Genomic DNA, 17,349 nt, shown 5'->3' on the forward strand with positions numbered 1-17,349 from the left:
CGCCTTCGTGATCCAGAACCAGCCGCACCGCACGGGCTCGGACCTCGGGAGAGAACTTGTTGGTCGTCTTGCTTGTCATGGCTCCACCTTCCCAGGAGTTGGAGCCTCCGATCAACCCGGGGCGGTTCAAACCGCCGGCATTCCGGTTGTCGAGCAAATCTGGAAGGTGCTCGGGACCTTCTTCTAGGTAACGGAGGATCTCAAAAGACGGCATACCTTTGCAACAACAGAAAAGGTTTCGTCGGAGTCTGTCCTGAACCACCACCTGGGCGACATCTCGAGCCCAGACTATCCGGCTCTAGCGTTACGGCGACCCAGCAGCAGAGCGATGCCCAACGCCGGAAGCGTCGCCGTCGCGACGGCGAAGAAGACGAATTGCAGCCCGGCCGACGCGGCGACCAAGCCGAGCGCCGGACTGCCGAATCCGAGCGCCACGTCGAGGAAGACGGTGTAGAGTCCCATGGCCAGGCCGCGGCTGCGTGGCGGAAGATGGCTTACGGCCTCGGCACCGAAACCGGGATAGACCAGCGAATAGCCGAGGCCAGTCAGGCTCGCTCCGATGGCGGCGAGAACGGGCCCGGGCGCAAGCCAGATCAGCATCAGCCCTGCCGCCTCGACCGCCACGAAGATCACGGCGACGCGCGCGCCCCCTAACCTGTCAGGCAGGTGGCCGAAGCACAGCCTTGCCGCGATCAGCGACGCGGCATAAGCGGTGAAGGGAAGCCAGACCGGCTGCCAGCCGCGTTCGGCAAAGAGCAGCGCGCCAAAGGACAGGATCGCGCCATAGCCAAGGCTGCTGAAAGCAGCTCCGACGCCGGGAAGCCAGATCGCTTGCGCCACGCTCATCCATGACTGTCGCGCGGCGCTTGCGGCGACGCTGGTGCCACGCATCGGCAGGATGGCAAGCAGCGTCGCAAGCGGCAGGACGATCGTCGCGACTGCAATCGCGGTGAAACCGCTCGCCGCATAAAGCGCAGATCCGACCGGCGCGCCTAGCGCGAGCGCCGCGAACATCGCCGTGCCCACCCAGGCTATGACCTTTCCGGAGTTCTGTCCGCCCGCGAGGGAGAGGCCCCAGGCGACACCGCCGGTGATGATGAAGCTCTCAGACGCGCCCAGTACCGCCCGGCCGGCGAAGAGCGCCGATGCGGACGCCACCGGCCGGTCGAGCAATGCCAGCGAGCCTAGGTAAATGAACCCCGCCAGGGCAGCGGCAATGAGGCCGACGATGACGGCCCGCTTGCCGCCGCGCCCATCGGCATAATTTCCAGCTCCAATGCGCGACAGCATCGAGGCGACGAACTGGCTGCCGGTCACCAACCCGACTGCGAAGGGGCCGAAGCCGAGCTGCTGGTGAAGATGCAGCGGCAGGACGGGTAGTGCCACGCCGATCAGCAGGAAGCCGGCGAAGACAGCCGCCATGATTGGCACCAGTTCCGACATCGCGCCATTTCGGTCTGAAGTCCGCGCCATTTGTGGCCACCGATAACACTTTGACAGCCAGCTGTTCCGATCAGTAACGTTCGTAGGTCACGCGCCAGCCCTCGGCCGGATTGTCCGGCGTGAGGACCAATTTGTTGTCCGAGACTTCGAATTTGCGCTTCATGCTCTTCCCGACAAGGTTGCGGACCAGGGAGGACTCGACCGTGATGACGAAGGTCTTGTCCTGGTCGTTGATGGCGACCGGCCCGTAATAGGCTTCGTAGCCATTCTTTGTGTAAGGCGTGTCTGGCGCCTTGGCGTCGGGGTTCTGGGCCTGCACCGAGAGAATGCCGGCCTCGGTGAAAATGACCTGACCGGAATACGGTACGGGCTTGAGATTTCCATCGGCGCCGGCCTCGAGCGACCCCATGCGCCATGCGCCGATGATCGGGGACTCTTGGGAGAGAGCCGGCGTGGCGACCGAAAGCGCAAGCGCCAGGGCGGCTATCTTCAATCTCATCGTCATATGCGTTGTTCCTTTTCTGATTTGTGGGCGCGAACAGGCCGTCCGCCCAATCTTCGCTCACACCGAAAGCATGACCTTGATGGCGCGCCGCTCGTCCATGGCGCGGTAGCCTTCAGCGACCTCGGCCAACGGCAGCTTGAGGTCGAAGACCTTGCCCGGCTTGATCCTGCCGTTGAGCACACGGTCCATAAGGTCGGGCAGGAAGCGGCGCACCGGCGCGGGGCCGCCGAGCATGCGCTTCTGGCCGAAGAACAGTTTTTGGCCGTCGAAGTTCACGCCGTGCGGTACGCCGACATAGCCGATGGTGCCGCCGGGGCGGGAGCAGGCCAGCGCCTGGTCGAAGGATTCTCCCGTGCCGACGCATTCCAGCACCGAGTCTGCGCCAACGCCCTTGGTGAGTTCCTTGATGCGCGCGACGCCTTCCACGCCGCGCTCAGCGACGATGTCGGTCGCGCCGAACTCACGGGCGAGTTTTTGTCGGCTGGCGTGCCGGCTCATGGCGATGATGCGCTCGGCGCCCATCTCCTTGGCCGCAAGCACGCCCATCAGGCCGACCGCACCGTCGCCGACCACCACCACCTTCGATCCTTCTCGGACCTCGGCCGCGTCGGCCGCATACCAGCCGGTGCCGAGCACATCGGACACAGCCAGCAGGTCAGGGATGAGTTCGGCCGGCGGCAACTCGGCGGTGGCGACCAGTGTGCCATCCGCCAAGGGCACGCGGGCGTAAGGCGCCTGCGCGCCCGACATGAACTCGCGCTGCACGCAGGACGACTGGAAGCCGAAGCGGCAATGCGGGCAGGTATTGTCGGAGAGGCAGAACGAGCCGACGACGAACTGGCCGGGACGGACCGTGCGCACCTCTGCGCCGATCTCGATGACGATGCCACAATATTCGTGGCCCATATGCATCGGGCCGTCGACCGGCTGCAATCCGCGATAGGGCCATAGGTCCGAGCCGCAGATGCAGCTTGCCGACAGCTTGATGATGGCGTCCGTTGGCCGCATGATTTTCGGATCGGCGATTTCCTCACAGCGGATGTCGCCCGGTTTGTGAAGGACGGTTGCAAGCATGTTGGTTCCTTTCGATTGGAGAAGATCAGGCGCCGTAGTCGGCGTCGCTGACCTGTTCCAGCCAGTCCACGACCTTGCCGTCCTTGACCTCCTGAAGGGCAATGTGGGTCATGGCGGTCTGAGGCGACGCGCCGTGCCGGTGCTTTTCGCCGGGCGCGAACCAAACGACGTCGCCCGGACGGATTTCCTCGACCGGGCCACCCTCGCGCTGCACGCGGCCTAAGCCTGAGACGACGATCAGCGTTTGGCCGAGCGGATGCGTGTGCCAGGCGGTGCGGGCGCCGGGCTCGAAGGTCACCTGTGCGCCTTGAACCCGCCCGGCGTCGAAGGGATTGAAGAGCGGATCGATCCGCACCGTTCCGGTGAACCAGTCAGGTGGTCCCTTGCCGGAAGGCCTGGTGCCGGCGCGAAGAATGTCCATGGTGATCTCCTTTGCGACCTCAAATGCGTTCGACGCGAAGCGGGAATTTGCCGCGAATGTGCAGGGCCTGCTCGCCCTCGTCGAAGCGGCCAAGCCTGATCAGCCCGGGGTGGCGATAGTCGGCGTGGAACATGGCCAGGTTGCCCCAAGGCATGAAATAGCACAGGTCATAGGGCTGCTCGTTGGCGAACGGACCGCTTCCCTCTTCAGTCAGCTTGCGCGGCAGATAGGCGATCTTCTCGTTATGCGCGTAGTCCTCGATCTCGAGATCGAGCGGCAGCATGGAGAAGAAGTCGCGCGCCGACGGATTGTCGTAGAGCGTGGCGGTCATGGTGCGGCCGTTGAAAACCATCCTGATCTTCATGTCGGTGGGCTCCTGGCTGACGGGAGATTGGCCTTCCTGGCTGGCGGCTGCGCGAGGGAGGGCCGCCAGCGCGAGCGCGACGCCGAGCAGCGTCCGGCGGCTGAGCGGCGCACGCCCGATGGTCATGGCAAAGACCTTCGGGCCATATGCGATGCGGCCAGGGCGGCGAGCGCCGATCCGCAGAGCAGCACCGCGCCTAAAGTGAACGCTCCCCACCAGCCGACCGTATCGAAGAGCGTGCCGCCGATGGCGGCACCGCCGGTGATGGCGAGCTGGATGACGGCTACCTGCAACCCGCCGCCGGCCTCCGCGTCGTCCGGCAACGTTCGGCTGAGCCACGTACCCCAACCGACGGGCGCGGCCGTGCCGAAGAAGCCCCAGGCAACCAGCAATAGTGTTGTGGGACCGGGGAGTGCACCGAGAGCGATGAGCGCAGCGGCCAGCGCAGCCATGACCAACGGGATGACGATGAGGATGCTGAACAGGCGCGTGCGCAAAAGCAGGCCGACGCACCATGTGCCGAGCACCCCCGCCAGCCCCATCGCCAGCAGGACCGCTGAGAGGGCAGCGATGTCGAGCTGAGTGACGCGCTCGAGAAAGGGCCGCAGATAGGTAAAGAGCGCAAACTGGCCCATGAACAGCATCATGATCGACGCCATGCCGGTGGCGACAGGAAGACGACCGAGCAGCGCCAGCGGATTGCCAGCACGCTTCCTCCGGCGCGGGGGCAGCGCCGGCAGGCTTGTCCACTGCCAGGCCAGCGCCAGAAGCCCAAACGGCACGACGAGGAAAAAAGCGCCGCGCCAGCCGACATAGGCGCCAAGAAAACTGCCCAGCGGCGCGGCGATGGTGGCCGCAATGGCATTGCCAGCGTTCAGCATGGCGAGACCCTTCTGAACCATGTCTTGCGGCACGAGGCGCATGACGATCGCGGTCGACATCGACCAGAACCCGCCGATCGCGATGCCGAGCAGCGCCCGGCCGACCATGAGGAACGCGTAGTTCGGCGCGAAGGTGACAGCCAAACCGGACACGATGAGGAGGAGGGTGAAGCCGGTCACGACCAGTCGGCGGTCGATGTGGCGCGTGAGGCCGGCGACCAGCAGGCTGGTCACGACGGCGAAAACGCCCGAAATCGAGATCGCCTGGCCCGCGCGGCCCTCGGTGATGCCAAGATCGGCCGCGAGCGGCGACAGCAGGCTGACCGGCATGAATTCAGACGCGAGGAGCACGAAAACACACAGCGCCATCGACAAGACCGCGCCCCATGCGGCGCGGTCTTCGACAAGCCTTGTGTCGTAAGTCGTTTCCATGATTGGCATCCTTGCAAGGCGACTGGGGCGGATCAGCCGCCCATCCCCGTCGCCATGCCGGAAGGTATTGCAGAGGAACCCATTCCATTAGACTGAGTAATTCGCATGGACTTATCTGCTTGTGATATAAATGCCAGACGGGAGGCCCTATGCAGCGCGATGGCATGAAGGATCTGCTCTGGTTCGTGGCGGTCGCGCGGGAGCGCAGCTTCACCAAGGCGGCGGCCAAGCTCGGTACCTCGCAGTCGACCCTGAGCTCGACAATCAAGGAGCTTGAAGCTCGTCTTGGCGTCCGCCTGCTGACACGTACGACGCGGAGCGTCGCTCCGACCGAGGCCGGCGAGCGGCTTTTCCAATCTCTTGTTCCCCGCTTCGAGGAAATCGAAGCCGACCTTGCAAGCCTGGTGGCCTTTCGCGACAAGCCCTCCGGAACGGTCCGCATCACGCTGTCCGACCATGCGCTCCAGACGACCGTCTGGCCGAAGCTGCAGCCCGTGCTCAGCGACTATCCTGACGTGCGCGTCGAGCTCTACAGCGACAACGGCTTGAAGAACATTGTGGAGGAGCGCTTCGATGCCGGCGTGCGGCTTGGTGAGAGCATCGACAGGGATATGATTGCAGTGCGGATCGGGCCGGATTGGAGGCTCGTGGCCGTGGCTTCGCCGGAGTACTTTTCCCGCCATCCGGTTCCGACCACACCCCAGGATCTGGTCGATCATGACTGCATTAATATGCGGCAGGCAACGTTCGGCGGATTATATGTCTGGGAATTCGCCAGGGATGGCCGCGACCTTCGTGTGCGGGTGGAAGGCCAACTCACCTTCAATTCGTCCATTCCCATGATCGAGGCTGCGATAAGCGGTTTCGGGATCGCCTATGTCCCGGAAAACCTCGTCAGCCACCACATCGCCAAGGGATGCCTTAGGCTCGTGCTTGACGACTGGAGTCCGCCATTTGCGGGCTATCACCTCTACTACCCGAGCAGGCGACAGCTCTCGCCTGCGATGGCGGTGATCGTGGAGGCGCTCCGCCATCGTATCTGACCCCTTTAGAAGCGTACTCTTTGAATGCTCGCCTATTCGCGCAGCAAGGGTCACCAGAGGCGCATCAAGCGAGCTTTTCCAGCGTGATTGGAAGGCTTCGAATGCGTTTGCCGGTCGCGTGGAAGACGGCATTCCCGATCGCTGGGGCGACCCCTACGACACCGATCTCGCCGACTCCTTTGCCCCCCAGAGCAGTTGCCTGCATGTCCGGAATACCAACCGAAATCACTTGGATGTCGGGCACATCGGCGTTGACCGGGACGGCATAGTCGGCAAAATTCGCGTTGATGGTGCGTCCGTCCCGCTGGTCGACGTAACCCTCTTCCAGGAGAGCTTGCCCGAGACCCATCACCATACCGCTGATCCACTGGCTTTCGGCAAGCTTCGGATTGAAGATCCTGCCGCTGTCGAATGCCGAGACCATGCGCTTGACACGGATCGTGCCAAAATCCTCATCGATGCGAACTTCCACGAAATGCGCACACCAGCTATGGGCCGAGACGCCTCCTTCCACGGCGCCCTTCAACTGGGCGAAACTGCGGTCGGCCCGATTCTTCATCTCTTCGGTGGCGCCTGGAGCAAAGGTGTTACCCTCGATTTCCAGTTTGTCTTTCCCCACTGCCTTTAACAGGTCCGCAATGCTGATGCCGCCGTTCGGTCGGCGGGTCGGCCGCACCGATCCGGTTTCGAAAGTCAGATCGGTCGCCTTCGCCGCTGCCATCGGCGACTTCGGATCGGATGCGGCAAGCGCCAGCAAGGCATCCCGTGCATTCCTGGCCGCCTTGTCCACCGCTCCCGTCAGGTTGTTGGCCTGCTGGGAGCCGCCAGCGAGCGCCGATCTGGGGAGGATGGTATCGCCCAGCCGCACCGTCACGGTCTCGACGGGAACACCCAGAGCGTCGGCCGCGGTCTGGGCGAGAATGGTATAGGTTCCCGTTCCCATGTCGGTGCCTGCGCTGAGGACTTCGATCTGTCCACTGGCATGGAGTACGATCTTGGCTTCGCTCGCGGTACGGATCATGGGGTATGACCCAGCGGCCATTCCATAACCGATCAACTCGCGGCCTTCGCGCATCGAGCGAGGGGCCGGGTTCCGGTTCCACCAGCCGAAGGCTTCCGCGCCGACGGCATAGGCTTCGCGTAACTGTCGAGTGCTCCACTTCATCCCGTTGCTGGGATCGATCTCCGCCCAGTTGGCAAGGCGCAGCGTGATCGGATCCATGTTGAGCGCGTAGGCCAGCTCGTCGATCGCACTTTCCAGAGCATAGGCACTGGGGTTTTCGCCGGGGCCCCGTTTCCAGCCAGGCTGGACCGTATTGACCGGCACGACGTAGAGACGTGACGAGAAGTTCGGCGTCGCATACATGATTTTCGTCACATTGTTGCAAGCCTCGACATGGACTTCGTCGATCGCCGTCTCGTTCCAGCTCTCATGGACGATCGAGTTTATCTTTCCGTCCTTCGAGGCGCCGATCGACAGGGTCTGACGAGTTGCCGGTCGGCCGCCAAGGCCGGTGAAGGTCTGCGGTCTATTGAGAGAAACCTTGACGGGCCTGCTGAGCCTTCGTGAGGCCGCGCAAGCCAGCCCCACATGTGGATGTGCCCCGATCTTGGAGCCGAACCCACCGCCGACGTAAGGCGAGATCACCCGCACATTCTCGATGTCGATACCGAGCCATTCCGACACGACGCTTCGTGCCCCGCCAACCCACTGGCTGGGCTCCCAGACGGTGATTTTCCCGTTCTCCCAGGAAGCGATGCAGGCATGCGGCTCCATCGGCACGTTGTATTCCCGTGACGTCGTGTAAGTGACGTCAACCTTGACCTCCGCATTGGCCAGGGCTGTCGCCGCATCGCCCCAGGCAGCACCCATGGGATCGATGAGCTGCGCTTTTGCCTTGGGATCCTTGATGTCGAGGATAGGGTCGCCGCCCGCATATTCGACCTTGAGAAGGCTTGCCGCTTCCGTTGCCTGTTCAAAGGTTTCAGCGACCACGAGCGCGATATGCATGCCGTTGAAACGGACCACATCGTCCTGAATTGGGGTAAATTCCTCGGTGGCTCCGCCGCCCTTGCTGTAGACCGTCGGCTTGTTAATCTTCAGCGAGTTTTGCGCGGTATAAACGTCCAGGACACCCGGTAGAGCCTTGGCGGCCGACGTATCGATGTTGACGATACGCCCTGCCGGCCGCGTCGATTGGACAGTAACGCCGTAGGCCAGGTTCTCCAGCTTCTGCTCGATCGCATAGCGGGCCTGCCCGGTGACTTTCAACGGGCCTTCGGCGCGGGAAAGTCGGGCACCGAGAGCTGGCGCCTTGGCGGGGGCGGTCTCAGCCGCGAAGGCTTTTGGCGAGAGATCGACAGCGGCGCCGGCGACAGCGGCTACGCCGGCGCCGAGCTTCATGACGGTGCGGCGGTTGAGTCCGAACGCGTTACCATGTGTCATGCGATATCTCCTACCGTCATCAGGGCACGTGCCACGACCTTCGGTGCCAGCTCGATCTTGAATGCGTTGTGTCCGCTCGACTTCGCGCCGTCGCCGGCGGCTGCCGCGGCGCTACGAAGCGTCGCCTCGTCGAGCGTCTTTCCCTTGAGCAAATTTTCGACGGCGCGCAGGCGCCAAGGTTTGGTGGCGAGGCCGCCGACCGCAATGCGTACGTCGCGAATTGTCTTGCCATCGGCTTCCAATTCGATCCCGACAGCGGCGCTGGCCGCGGCGAACTCGTACGACGCACGATCGCGGACCTTGAGATAATGCGAGCGTTCCAGGGCTGCCGAACGCGGGATCTCGATCCCGACTATCATCTCGCCGGGCGACAGCTCATGCTCGATATGGGGGGTATCGCCCGGGAGCAGGAAGAATTCGTCGACGGGAATTTTGCGTTCGGAAGCTCCCCGGACGATGACCGTGGCGTCGAATGCCACCAGGGAAACCGCAAAATCTCCGGGGTAGATCGCTATGCAAGCGTCGCTCGTGCCGAGCACCGCGTGGTTGCGGTTGACGCCGTCAAGGGCGGCGCATCCGGAACCGGGATTGCGCTTGTTGCAGTTCGAGTAAGCGCCCGGGTCCCGGAAGTACGTGCAACGGGTTCGCTGCATCAAGTTTCCACCGATGGACGCCATGTTGCGCAGCTGTGCCGAGGCAGCGCGCCATAGGCTTTCGGAAAGCGCCGGCGCAGCCTGCTTGATATCGGCGTGGTCGGCGACCTTGCTCATCTTGGCGAGCGCACCGATGCGAATGACATCCGCGGATACCTCGATTGTGTCGAGCCCGGAAAGGCGCGTGATGTCCACCACGCGCGCGGGGCGCTCGACATTCAGCTTCATGAGGTCAAGAAGCGTGGTGCCCCCGGCGAGAAATCGTGTCTCTGGCCTGGCAGCCTCTGCCGCCGCCGTCGCGGCATCGTCGGCGCGGAGATACTCGAAAGTTCTCATAGTGCTGCCTCCTTCTTGAGGCGGCTCGCGGCATCGCGCACCGCGGCGACGATATGGGGGTAAGCGCCGCACCGGCAGATATTGCCGCTCATGTATTCGCGGATGTCCTCGTCCGTACCGGCGTGGCCCTCACGAATGCAGGCAACGGCGGACATGATCTGACCCGGAGTACAATAACCGCACTGGAATGCATCGTGTTCGATAAACGCGGTCTGGACTGCGTGCATCACCCCGTCGGCAGCCTTGAGGCCCTCGATCGTCGTGACCTGGCGGCCTTCGACCTGGGCCGTCAGGGTTAGACAGCTCAATACCCGCTCACCGTCGACGTGGACAGTGCAGGCGCCGCACTGTCCATGATCGCAGCCTTTTTTCGTGCCGGGCAGGTTGGCATGCTCGCGTAGTGCGTCCAGCAGGGTCACCCGTGCATCAAGATTAAACTGGTGGCGGCGGCTGTTGATGTCCAAGGCTAGCTGTCGGGGCTCTGACATGTCGTCTCCTCGAGTGGCGGGCGGGGATTGGGACTTCTCGCGAAGTCGACCGGACCGACGAAGCCTGCGGCATCAGTCGGAAAGGAGCGTCTATTCCGAAGGCCTGTCGTTGGCCGGTTGCCTAAGCAACCCTCAGGAGAGCACGGACGCGACATTCGAATTAGCCCTCAAAATTCGCATGAGCCTATCAATGGCACTCATAAATTGGCCTGCGACAACGGCAGTGCCGGATGCGACGTTCAGCTGTCGAAGGCCAGTGAGCTGGATAGCTCCTCATGGGCATCGACCTGTTGCTGCAGCAGAGCGAGTTTCTGCCTGACCATGCCAAGCGCATCGGCGCCAGCGATGAACCGACGGGGCAGCTCCGGCTTGTCGACCAGAGTGATCAACGCCTGCGCGAGTTTGGCCGGGTCGCCGACTTGCTGACCGTTCGCGGCTTTCCAGCCAGTTATCTGCTGGGCGCGACGTTCGCTGTAATCACTAACGGAAGACGGAGCATATTGAGTGGATTCGTCCGTCAGCAGCTCTGTGCGGAAAAACCCGGGGTTCACGATCATCGTTTCAATGCCGAACGGCGCCACCTCGGCTTGCAGCGACTCGATCCAGCCATCCACGCCGAATTTTGCCGCGGCGTACGCAGAACAGAACTCGAAGCCGACCAGGCCTGCCGTCGATGAGATTGCGATGACCTTGCCAGAACCCTGCGCGCGCATCACCGGCAGGACTGCACGGGTGACATTCATGGCACCAGTCAGGGTGGAGGCGAGTTGAAGTTCGATATGGGCCGGAGTCAGGTCCTCGAAATAACCCGCATAGAAGCCCGCGGCATTGTTGACGAGCACGTCGAGGCGACCAAAGCGGTCCAGGGTTGCCTTCACCGCAGCGTCGGCGTCGGCCGGCTTGGTCACGTCCAACGTGACGACCAAAAGATTGTCCGACCGCCCGATCGCCTTGGCGACCCGATCGGGGTTACGACCGGTCGCAACGACCTTATCGCCGATGGCCAACACCGCCTTGGCAAAGTCGAGGCCCATGCCTCGCCCAGCGCCGGTAATCATCCATACTCTATTCATAGCCGTATCCTTCCTAGCCAGTATCTTTTCAGTTTACGCAGCGTTGGCTTTTGGGACGTCCGTCTCAGCGGTGATCTTGAACCACCCGGTGGCGGACTGAATCACACCCCATAGTTTCGCTGGAATATCGATACCTGGAACGCTCGACGGCCGGATTTCGGTCTCGATCAAATGCTCGCGGCCGCTCTTTGCTAGCTCGACCCACTCCGGGTTCATCACCAGTCCCTGCCCAACCGCGACGAGCGTGAGGCCTCTGTGCAGGGCGAGTTCGGCCTGAAAAGGCGTCCTGACCTGGCCCGCGGCAACGACCGAGACCCGCCCGCTGGCTCGGCGCGTGATCAGGCCAGCGATGGTGTCGCCCTCGGGCGCCCCCAATAGGCTTTGCCTCGAGAACGCTCGTCAGCGATGCGTGGAGGTAGTCCACACCTTCATCGATAAGACATTCAATCAGCTCGTACGTGTCAGCGATACGCAAGCCACCTGACTCGGGTTCCTCGGGTGACACCCGGTAGCCCACGAGGAAGGGGCGGTTCGCGTGTGCCGCGACCACTCGCTTTACCTCACGCACCACGGCAATTGGGAAACGCATCCGATTTTCGAGCGTGCCGCCCCATTCGTCGCCACGCTGATTGTAGAGAGGCGAGAAGAAGTTCTGGATCAGAAATCCGTGAGCACCATGCAGTTCGATGCCATCGAAGCCTGCCTCAATGGCCCGTCGTGTCGCCTCGCCAAAAGCGGTAATGATCGCGAGGATTTCGTCATTCGTCAGTGCACGTGTCTTCACACCGCCCGGATTGAAGGGGCCGGGCTGGACTTCGAGCGCACTGGCGCTGACGACGTCGCCGCCGGGTATAAGCGCCGGCACGGCCTTGTTCCCGGCGTGGAAGATTTGCAGGACGGCCTTGGCCCCGCCGCTTTTGGCCGCTGACGCCAACCGGGAGAGGCTTGGGGTGAAACGGTCGTCGTAGGAGGCGAATTCGCCCGCAAAGCCGATGCCGTCGGGCAAGACATGGGTGCAGCCTGTGAGCACAAGTCCGACGCCAGTTGCCCGACGTCGGTAGTAGGTGATCTCCGCGTCAGAGACCGTTCCGTCGTCGTTGGCCGACCAGGTGGTCATCGGCGCCATGACAATCCTGTTGTCGACGCTTAACCCGTTCGGAAATTGGAACGACTGGAATATCTGTCGTGAGGTGTCCACAGCGTTTCCCTTCGACGCGCGTTTCGTTGTCTCTGAGGGTGAAATAGCGAATAGGACTCGATATGATTAGCCGCTATAATCTGCATGAAGTTAGAAATGGGATTGATAAATGAGGCGCGGAGATTTCAGCGAGCTGGCAGTCTTCATCGCCGTAGCAGAGGCAGGCAGCTTCACACGCGCCGCAGCAAAGCTCGGTCTATCGCAGTCGGCGCTCAGTTACGCTGTCAGGACGCTGGAACAGCGCCTGGGAGTCCGGCTGATCTCACGCACCACACGCAGCCTGTCCGTGACGGAAGCTGGCGAGCGCTTGCTGCGAAGCCTGCGACCGGCCTTCGATCACATCGAAAGCGAGATCGCCGCCGTCACCGCCCTGCGCGACAAGCCCACTGGCCTCATTCGCCTGACGACATTCCGGTATGCTGCCAAGTCAGTACTGTGGCCGGTCATCGCCAGACTCCTTCTGGAGTATCCGGATATCGAAGTGGAATTGAGCCTGGACGAGGGTCTGGTTGACATCGTTGCAAGCAGATTCGACGCTGGTATCCGGATCGGTGAGCAGGTCCAGAAAGACATGGTGGCAATTAGGATCGGCCCGGACCTGCGCATGGCGGTGGTCGGATCACCGTCGTATTTTGCAAACCGAACGGTTCCAAGGACACCGCGCGAACTTGGGGAACACAGAGGCATCAGCTACCGTCAGAAGACCGGCGGCGGGCTCTTTGCCTGGGAGTTCGAGAAAGACGGGGAGGAACTTGAAGTCAGGATGAATGGCCCGCTCGTCATCAATGACGGTGAAATGCTCGAAGCTGCGGCCCTTGACGGGCTCGGTTTAGCATACACGTTTGAAAGCCAGGTTGCTCCGTTCATCGCAGACGGACGCCTTATCCGGGTACTAGAAGACTGGTGCCAACCCTTCTCAGGCTATCACCTCTATTACCCCAGCCGACGCCAACACACCGCAGCCTTCGCTCTACTTGTCGAGGCACTCCGTCTCATGGCGTGACAGGTGGCAGAACCGCATTCAAACATGCCGCTCTACCTTGGCATCGTATGAGTTATCCTTCCCTCATATGCACAACCCCGCGGGACGTCGACAATCGGGTTCCCGCTCAGGCAGAATAGGTGCGCGCCCTGGCAACTCGCCCTGGAAAAGTCTCAACTTACCCTGACGGACTGCGTCGCGGTGAATGTCCGATTCCAGGATTCAGAGCCTAAAGCCGTCATTCCGCTTCCCGCCTCAAGGCTGCCGAACGGCACCGCATGTCGGCCGTGAGGTCAGCTTTGCGACCGCCTGACCGCGCGATAGCTAGTGTCCCGGGTGTTTGACCTTCTTGTGAAATCGCGCACAAGCCAGGATCGCCAACGGTTCCACTCATGCTTGATCCCCTTCGTGGCCACGTTCTTTACGAAGTCTAATTGCCGCAGAAAAGACATTGCGCTTAGCATCCGCATCATGAGCTTGCCGGCCGCCTCGAACGCTGCACGCTACGAGGACTATTCAGCCCTCTGAATGTCTCCGCCCATGCCGACATGGAGATTCGATTCGAACATTGACGCGAGAGGTGATAGTCTCAGCTCGGATCCCGAAAGAGGGAAGATGCGCGCCATTGCATTATTTGCCGCCGTCTTGGTGGCTACGCCCTCGACGGCGGCGGAGCAACTAATCTTTTACACAGCCAGTTTTCCAGATGCCACGTCGGTCCAGCTCAGCGTGTTGAACAACAGTGTCTCGCTATATGGGGACTATGACTTTGACGTCGCTATTGGCCTGGTCGAGACGGACGCGAACGGCGCCATCAGGTACGAAGATACCGGCAGGCATCGTGCACGAGTTCGCTGTAACTTTCCGGCATATGTGAGCGTAGGTGCGCGAAAATATCCCATAGAGATGCCCCTGAGCCGCTCCGCACATGACGATTGGAAAGAAAATCTCTGGATGATTTTCTGCCCGGCACCTTCATCCTGACTTCCGTGCCCATAGCATTGCTCGACCGGGTCACTTGATACCGGCGACCGTGATGCGTCCATTGACGCGGTCGGCTGGGAACTCGATCGCCTGACCCGTTTTGAACTTATCGATATCGAGCATGCCCTCCTCCGCGACGACGAACATCATCGTCATCGCCGGCGTGTCGAGATTTAGTCAGCGGCCACGTTTGATCGTCTGCTTGCTATTCTGCTTGGAGAACACGAGCACGAGCGTCGAGAGTGTCTTTCTCTATAGTGTCATGATTGGTAGTCAGTTGGCGACGGCGATGCTGCCCTTCATGCCAGAATCGTAGTGACCCGGGACCAAGGCAGAGGAAACCGAATTCGCCGGCATTGGCGGATGTCCAGATAATCTCGCCTCTGACACCAGGCGCCAGCCGGATCTTGGGATCGGCGTGCTTGTGTATGGCTGGTGGCCACTTGCGAGTGGTCGTTATACCTCGCTGCAGACCTCCTGAATCAAAAATGGAATAGCGGAGGACTGCCGCACCCGGGTGCGGCAATCTCTCAGAACCCAAGCAGGCGCGACAGTGGATTCCCTTTTTTCATGAGATCTGGCTGAACGCGCGCTCTTCCCCTTGAAGCCGCATTGGACGCATGCATCGACATAAGAAAACGGCGACTGCCGTTCAACGCGTGACATTTCACAGCTGATTTTCCCGATTCGGCTTCAACCGCGGCCACGCATGAGAATCACAAAAATGTAAATCCGAGGGAAGGTGCCCGTGAATTCGACCCGGTAGCCTGTTGTTGCTGGGTGTTCGAACGCTCACTTTTGACAAAAGGACTGAACCATGAAGCACACCATCGGATATGCATTGATTGTCTTAGCGGCAATGACCGGTGTCGCCAACAGCGGCACGAACTCGACAAGCCCCCGCATCGGCGAGGTCCTGCACGGCCATAGATCGACGGGCGAAACCCCGAAATCGGCATCCAACTCCGACATATCTTCCCAAGTGCTCGACAATGGCGATATCGAGAAAACCGATTCCCCCTATAACCGAGTCGAAGCTGTGAGCCCCTCCTCATCGTGGCAGGGCGGGAGCCCTCGCCAGCGCGCCGGCTGGGCGGGCCGCTAGCAGGACCGACACCGCAGCTTCCCATCTTCCCACGGAGCCGTGCAGGGCAAACCGGCCGGCAGCTCTGCCGGCTGGTTTGCACTTCGGCTGCTTCGCCAACGAAACCTATACAGCACAGCACACCGCACCAAGGAAACCTACTCGTAGGTGAGGACTATTCGAAGACGGGTGGTGGCGCAATCAACGCGTCACGGTGCCGCTCTCACCCGCCATACTGTCATAGGTCGTGAAGTGGTCGCAGCGCCACCGCGCGACGAGTAGTGTTTGATTTGAGTATAGGCGCGCAACGTGCCGAGCTCGGTCTGTGAGCATGCATCCGTCTAAGAACGGCCAACGACGTCGGAGCTGAGGTTTTCGCCGGCGATATCGTATCGGACATAACTGCTGATGCGCAGGCCGGTCCGTTACCCAGAAATATAGAAAAAGCCAGTGCCGTCGGCAGCCCATTCACCGGCCCATGCCGGACAACGGGGCGACCAAGAGCGCCGGCTAAACCACGCCATCGTGGCGGGTTAGCGAACTCTGGTCTGGTCGACAGCGCTATTGAATATTTGTAATTTCGTCTCAAGCGATATGAACCATCCGTCTACGCGTGACTGACCTCAAATTATAGTTTACGCGGGAACTCTGTTTCCACGATTAAGCCGGGCCTATTGTCCTTCAGGGAAATTGTCGCGCCATGAATGTCCGATATCGCCTTGACCAGGCTGAGGCCGAGCCCTGTCCCTTCGGTTGTCCGGCTTTTTTCCAGGCGATAGAAGCGTTTGAACACCTTCTGCCGCTCCGTCGCCGCGATGCCCGGCCCGTTGTCGCTGACGACGATTGCGCAGCGGTTCGCCTGCGTCGTGACACCGATCGCGATCCGAGACCCTCGTTGTGTGTGGCGCATTGCATTGACGACAAGGTTCACGCACATCTGCTTCAGCAGATCGGCATCGCCCCATATGAATGAGACCGTGTTTCGGCTGTCATTGGACAGAACCAGCGAGCGCTCGGCGTCCTCCACGATGTGACTATAGATATCGTAGATTTCGGCGACCAGTTCCGAAAGGTTCACCTTCGCAAATCGCGAACGGCGTGCGCCGGACTCGATCTGCGATATGCGCAGCAAGCCCTCGAACGTGCCGGCTATATGCGAGACTTCGCTCATCGCTTTTTCGATGAGGGACCTCGTGGCCGTTTGGTCTTTGCTTTCGGAAGCGGCCTCAAGCGTTAGAAACAGCCGGCCGACCGGCGTCTTGAGATCGTGCGCGATGTCGGTCGTTACCTGCGTCATCGCCGCGACACTAGCCTGTAGCTGTGCCAGCGCGACATTGACCTCAGTCGCCAGCACGTCGATGTCATCGCTGCGCAAGGAGACCGGCAAGCGGGTAGCGAGATCGCCGGCGCCAACGGACTGCATCGCATCCGAGAGTCTAGCGATACGCCGTCGCGTGCGGAACGCCAAAACTGCGCCCGTACCGAGACCTCCAGCAAGCACGATCGCCGTTCCCCAGCCGAAGCTGACAAGCGCGATGCTGCGCAGGCGATTGGTGTCGTCATAGCTTACGCCGACGGTCAGGTCGTAGCCGTCTAGGTTCTTCCGGTAGAGCCTGTAGTTATTGGGCGCCGCCTCGTGGCTTGTCGGTGCGCGCGTGGAAAATCCCGGCGGCACGGCGGAAATATCAATGTTGCCAGCCAAGAAGTCGCCGTCGGGATCCTTCAGTGCGTAAAGCGTCTCCTGTCCCCTGATTGCCGGACCATGGCTTCGGATCATCACGGCAGCGCCGTCGACACCATTCGCCTCATAGGCGGAAGAAATCTCCCGGAACCGTTCCATCACATTGGAATCCAGCCGCTCGTAAAGGTAGGCGGCGACCATGTTGTAAGCGACGAAATTGGCTCCCAGGAACGAGAGCAGAAACAGGGAGATGTAGAACGC

General features: G+C 61.4%; 17 protein-coding genes and 2 pseudogenes. 5 read left to right on the plus strand and 14 right to left on the minus strand.

The genetic code is table 11. The annotated features are described in order from the left end of the window. Nucleotides 1-187 (plus strand): hypothetical protein (locus NKH19_RS26520; protein ID WP_352872794.1); only part of this gene is annotated, 187 nt, incomplete at its 5' end. A gap of 101 nt (nucleotides 188-288) precedes the next feature. Here NKH19_RS26520 and NKH19_RS26525 read toward each other — a convergent pair. From NKH19_RS26525 to NKH19_RS26550, 6 genes are read right to left on the minus strand one after another with little or no spacing between them, the layout of a single operon-like run. Next, nucleotides 289-1,473: an arabinose transporter gene (locus NKH19_RS26525; protein WP_352983075.1), complete on the minus strand. Its 1,185-nt coding sequence runs from the start codon at nucleotides 1,471-1,473 to the stop codon at nucleotides 289-291. Nucleotides 1,474-1,513: 40 nt separating this feature from the next. After that, on the minus strand, nucleotides 1,514-1,948 hold the full coding sequence (locus NKH19_RS26530) for a lipocalin-like domain-containing protein (RefSeq protein WP_352971642.1): 435 nt from the start codon (nucleotides 1,946-1,948) through the stop codon (nucleotides 1,514-1,516). 57 nt (nucleotides 1,949-2,005) lie between these two features. Further along, nucleotides 2,006-3,022 (minus strand): zinc-dependent alcohol dehydrogenase family protein, encoded by a 1,017-nt coding sequence (locus NKH19_RS26535; protein WP_352872790.1) that lies wholly within the window; start codon nucleotides 3,020-3,022, stop codon nucleotides 2,006-2,008. A gap of 25 nt (nucleotides 3,023-3,047) precedes the next feature. After that, entirely contained in the window at nucleotides 3,048-3,443 is a 396-nt protein-coding gene (locus NKH19_RS26540; protein WP_352983078.1) for a (R)-mandelonitrile lyase, read from the minus strand. Nucleotides 3,444-3,462: 19 nt separating this feature from the next. Then, the gene (locus NKH19_RS26545) at nucleotides 3,463-3,933 is read right to left on the minus strand and encodes a cyclophilin-like fold protein (RefSeq protein WP_352872788.1); all 471 of its coding nucleotides are present in this window, start codon (nucleotides 3,931-3,933) and stop codon (nucleotides 3,463-3,465) included. Next, nucleotides 3,930-5,120, minus strand: coding sequence for an MFS transporter (locus NKH19_RS26550; protein ID WP_352983080.1), 1,191 nt, complete (start codon nucleotides 5,118-5,120; stop codon nucleotides 3,930-3,932). The genes NKH19_RS26545 and NKH19_RS26550 overlap by 4 nt, the downstream gene beginning before the upstream one ends. A gap of 149 nt (nucleotides 5,121-5,269) precedes the next feature. On the opposite strand from NKH19_RS26550, the gene NKH19_RS26555 reads away from it, so the two are divergent. Then, a complete protein-coding gene (locus NKH19_RS26555; protein ID WP_352872786.1) occupies nucleotides 5,270-6,163 on the plus strand; it encodes a LysR family transcriptional regulator in 894 nt (297 codons plus the stop codon). 64 nt (nucleotides 6,164-6,227) lie between these two features. Here NKH19_RS26555 and NKH19_RS26560 read toward each other — a convergent pair whose 3' ends face one another. The 6 genes and pseudogenes from NKH19_RS26560 to NKH19_RS33630 all read right to left on the minus strand — a co-directional run. Then, nucleotides 6,228-8,609, minus strand: coding sequence for a xanthine dehydrogenase family protein molybdopterin-binding subunit (locus NKH19_RS26560; RefSeq protein ID WP_352983082.1), 2,382 nt, complete (start codon nucleotides 8,607-8,609; stop codon nucleotides 6,228-6,230). Beyond that, nucleotides 8,606-9,598 (minus strand): FAD binding domain-containing protein, encoded by a 993-nt coding sequence (locus NKH19_RS26565; RefSeq protein WP_352971648.1) that lies wholly within the window; start codon nucleotides 9,596-9,598, stop codon nucleotides 8,606-8,608. The genes NKH19_RS26560 and NKH19_RS26565 overlap by 4 nt, the downstream gene beginning before the upstream one ends. Next, nucleotides 9,595-10,086, minus strand: a complete 492-nt coding sequence (locus tag NKH19_RS26570; protein ID WP_352983084.1) for a (2Fe-2S)-binding protein — start codon at nucleotides 10,084-10,086, stop codon at nucleotides 9,595-9,597. The genes NKH19_RS26565 and NKH19_RS26570 overlap by 4 nt, the downstream gene beginning before the upstream one ends. A gap of 239 nt (nucleotides 10,087-10,325) precedes the next feature. Beyond that, the gene (locus NKH19_RS26575) at nucleotides 10,326-11,159 is read right to left on the minus strand and encodes an SDR family oxidoreductase (RefSeq protein ID WP_352872782.1); all 834 of its coding nucleotides are present in this window, start codon (nucleotides 11,157-11,159) and stop codon (nucleotides 10,326-10,328) included. 33 nt (nucleotides 11,160-11,192) lie between these two features. After that, the gene (locus NKH19_RS33625; protein WP_502911042.1) at nucleotides 11,193-11,534 is read right to left on the minus strand and encodes a hypothetical protein; all 342 of its coding nucleotides are present in this window, start codon (nucleotides 11,532-11,534) and stop codon (nucleotides 11,193-11,195) included. A 70-nt stretch (nucleotides 11,535-11,604) separates the two neighbouring features. Beyond that, nucleotides 11,605-12,285 (minus strand): annotated as a pseudogene (locus NKH19_RS33630) (oxidoreductase); the annotation flags it as partial. A gap of 181 nt (nucleotides 12,286-12,466) precedes the next feature. Between NKH19_RS33630 and NKH19_RS26585 the strand changes: the two are divergent. Beyond that, nucleotides 12,467-13,360, plus strand: a complete 894-nt coding sequence (locus tag NKH19_RS26585) for a LysR family transcriptional regulator (RefSeq protein WP_352872780.1) — start codon at nucleotides 12,467-12,469, stop codon at nucleotides 13,358-13,360. 594 nt (nucleotides 13,361-13,954) lie between these two features. Continuing rightward, nucleotides 13,955-14,323: a hypothetical protein gene (locus tag NKH19_RS26590; protein ID WP_352872779.1), complete on the plus strand. Its 369-nt coding sequence runs from the start codon at nucleotides 13,955-13,957 to the stop codon at nucleotides 14,321-14,323. Between the two features lie 30 nt (nucleotides 14,324-14,353). Here the strand turns inward: NKH19_RS26590 and NKH19_RS26595 are convergent. Further along, nucleotides 14,354-14,485: pseudogene (locus NKH19_RS26595) on the minus strand (copper-binding protein); the annotation flags it as partial. A gap of 655 nt (nucleotides 14,486-15,140) precedes the next feature. On the opposite strand from NKH19_RS26595, the gene NKH19_RS26600 reads away from it, so the two are divergent. Continuing rightward, nucleotides 15,141-15,428 carry a hypothetical protein gene (locus tag NKH19_RS26600; protein ID WP_352872778.1) on the plus strand — a complete coding sequence of 96 codons (288 nt, stop codon included), beginning with the start codon at nucleotides 15,141-15,143 and terminating at the stop codon, nucleotides 15,426-15,428. A 607-nt stretch (nucleotides 15,429-16,035) separates the two neighbouring features. Here the strand turns inward: NKH19_RS26600 and NKH19_RS26605 are convergent. Beyond that, a complete protein-coding gene (locus tag NKH19_RS26605) occupies nucleotides 16,036-17,289 on the minus strand; it encodes a sensor histidine kinase (RefSeq protein ID WP_352872777.1) in 1,254 nt (417 codons plus the stop codon). Between the last annotated feature and the right edge of the window lie 60 nt (nucleotides 17,290-17,349).

Origin of the sequence: Mesorhizobium sp. M1338 (assembly GCF_040318045.1) — a bacterium.
In the GTDB taxonomy this organism is placed as follows: Bacteria; Pseudomonadota; Alphaproteobacteria; order Rhizobiales; family Rhizobiaceae; genus Mesorhizobium.

Coding starts and splice junctions, on each gene's coding strand:
- NKH19_RS26545 (WP_352872788.1), bottom strand. CDS start 3,933: ATGACCATCGGGCGTGCGCCGCTCAGCCGCCGGACGCTGCTCGGCGTC.
- NKH19_RS26585 (WP_352872780.1), top strand. CDS start 12,467: ATGAGGCGCGGAGATTTCAGCGAGCTGGCAGTCTTCATCGCCGTAGCA.
- NKH19_RS26600 (WP_352872778.1), top strand. CDS start 15,141: ATGAAGCACACCATCGGATATGCATTGATTGTCTTAGCGGCAATGACC.
- NKH19_RS26540 (WP_352983078.1), bottom strand. CDS start 3,443: ATGGACATTCTTCGCGCCGGCACCAGGCCTTCCGGCAAGGGACCACCT.
- NKH19_RS26535 (WP_352872790.1), bottom strand. CDS start 3,022: ATGCTTGCAACCGTCCTTCACAAACCGGGCGACATCCGCTGTGAGGAA.
- NKH19_RS26565 (WP_352971648.1), bottom strand. CDS start 9,598: ATGAGAACTTTCGAGTATCTCCGCGCCGACGATGCCGCGACGGCGGCG.
- NKH19_RS26555 (WP_352872786.1), top strand. CDS start 5,270: ATGCAGCGCGATGGCATGAAGGATCTGCTCTGGTTCGTGGCGGTCGCG.
- NKH19_RS26590 (WP_352872779.1), top strand. CDS start 13,955: ATGCGCGCCATTGCATTATTTGCCGCCGTCTTGGTGGCTACGCCCTCG.
- NKH19_RS26525 (WP_352983075.1), bottom strand. CDS start 1,473: ATGGCGCGGACTTCAGACCGAAATGGCGCGATGTCGGAACTGGTGCCA.
- NKH19_RS26605 (WP_352872777.1), bottom strand. CDS start 17,289: ATGGTCGCCGCCTACCTTTACGAGCGGCTGGATTCCAATGTGATGGAA.
- NKH19_RS26560 (WP_352983082.1), bottom strand. CDS start 8,609: ATGACACATGGTAACGCGTTCGGACTCAACCGCCGCACCGTCATGAAG.
- NKH19_RS26575 (WP_352872782.1), bottom strand. CDS start 11,159: ATGAATAGAGTATGGATGATTACCGGCGCTGGGCGAGGCATGGGCCTC.
- NKH19_RS26550 (WP_352983080.1), bottom strand. CDS start 5,120: ATGGAAACGACTTACGACACAAGGCTTGTCGAAGACCGCGCCGCATGG.
- NKH19_RS26570 (WP_352983084.1), bottom strand. CDS start 10,086: ATGTCAGAGCCCCGACAGCTAGCCTTGGACATCAACAGCCGCCGCCAC.
- NKH19_RS26530 (WP_352971642.1), bottom strand. CDS start 1,948: ATGACGATGAGATTGAAGATAGCCGCCCTGGCGCTTGCGCTTTCGGTC.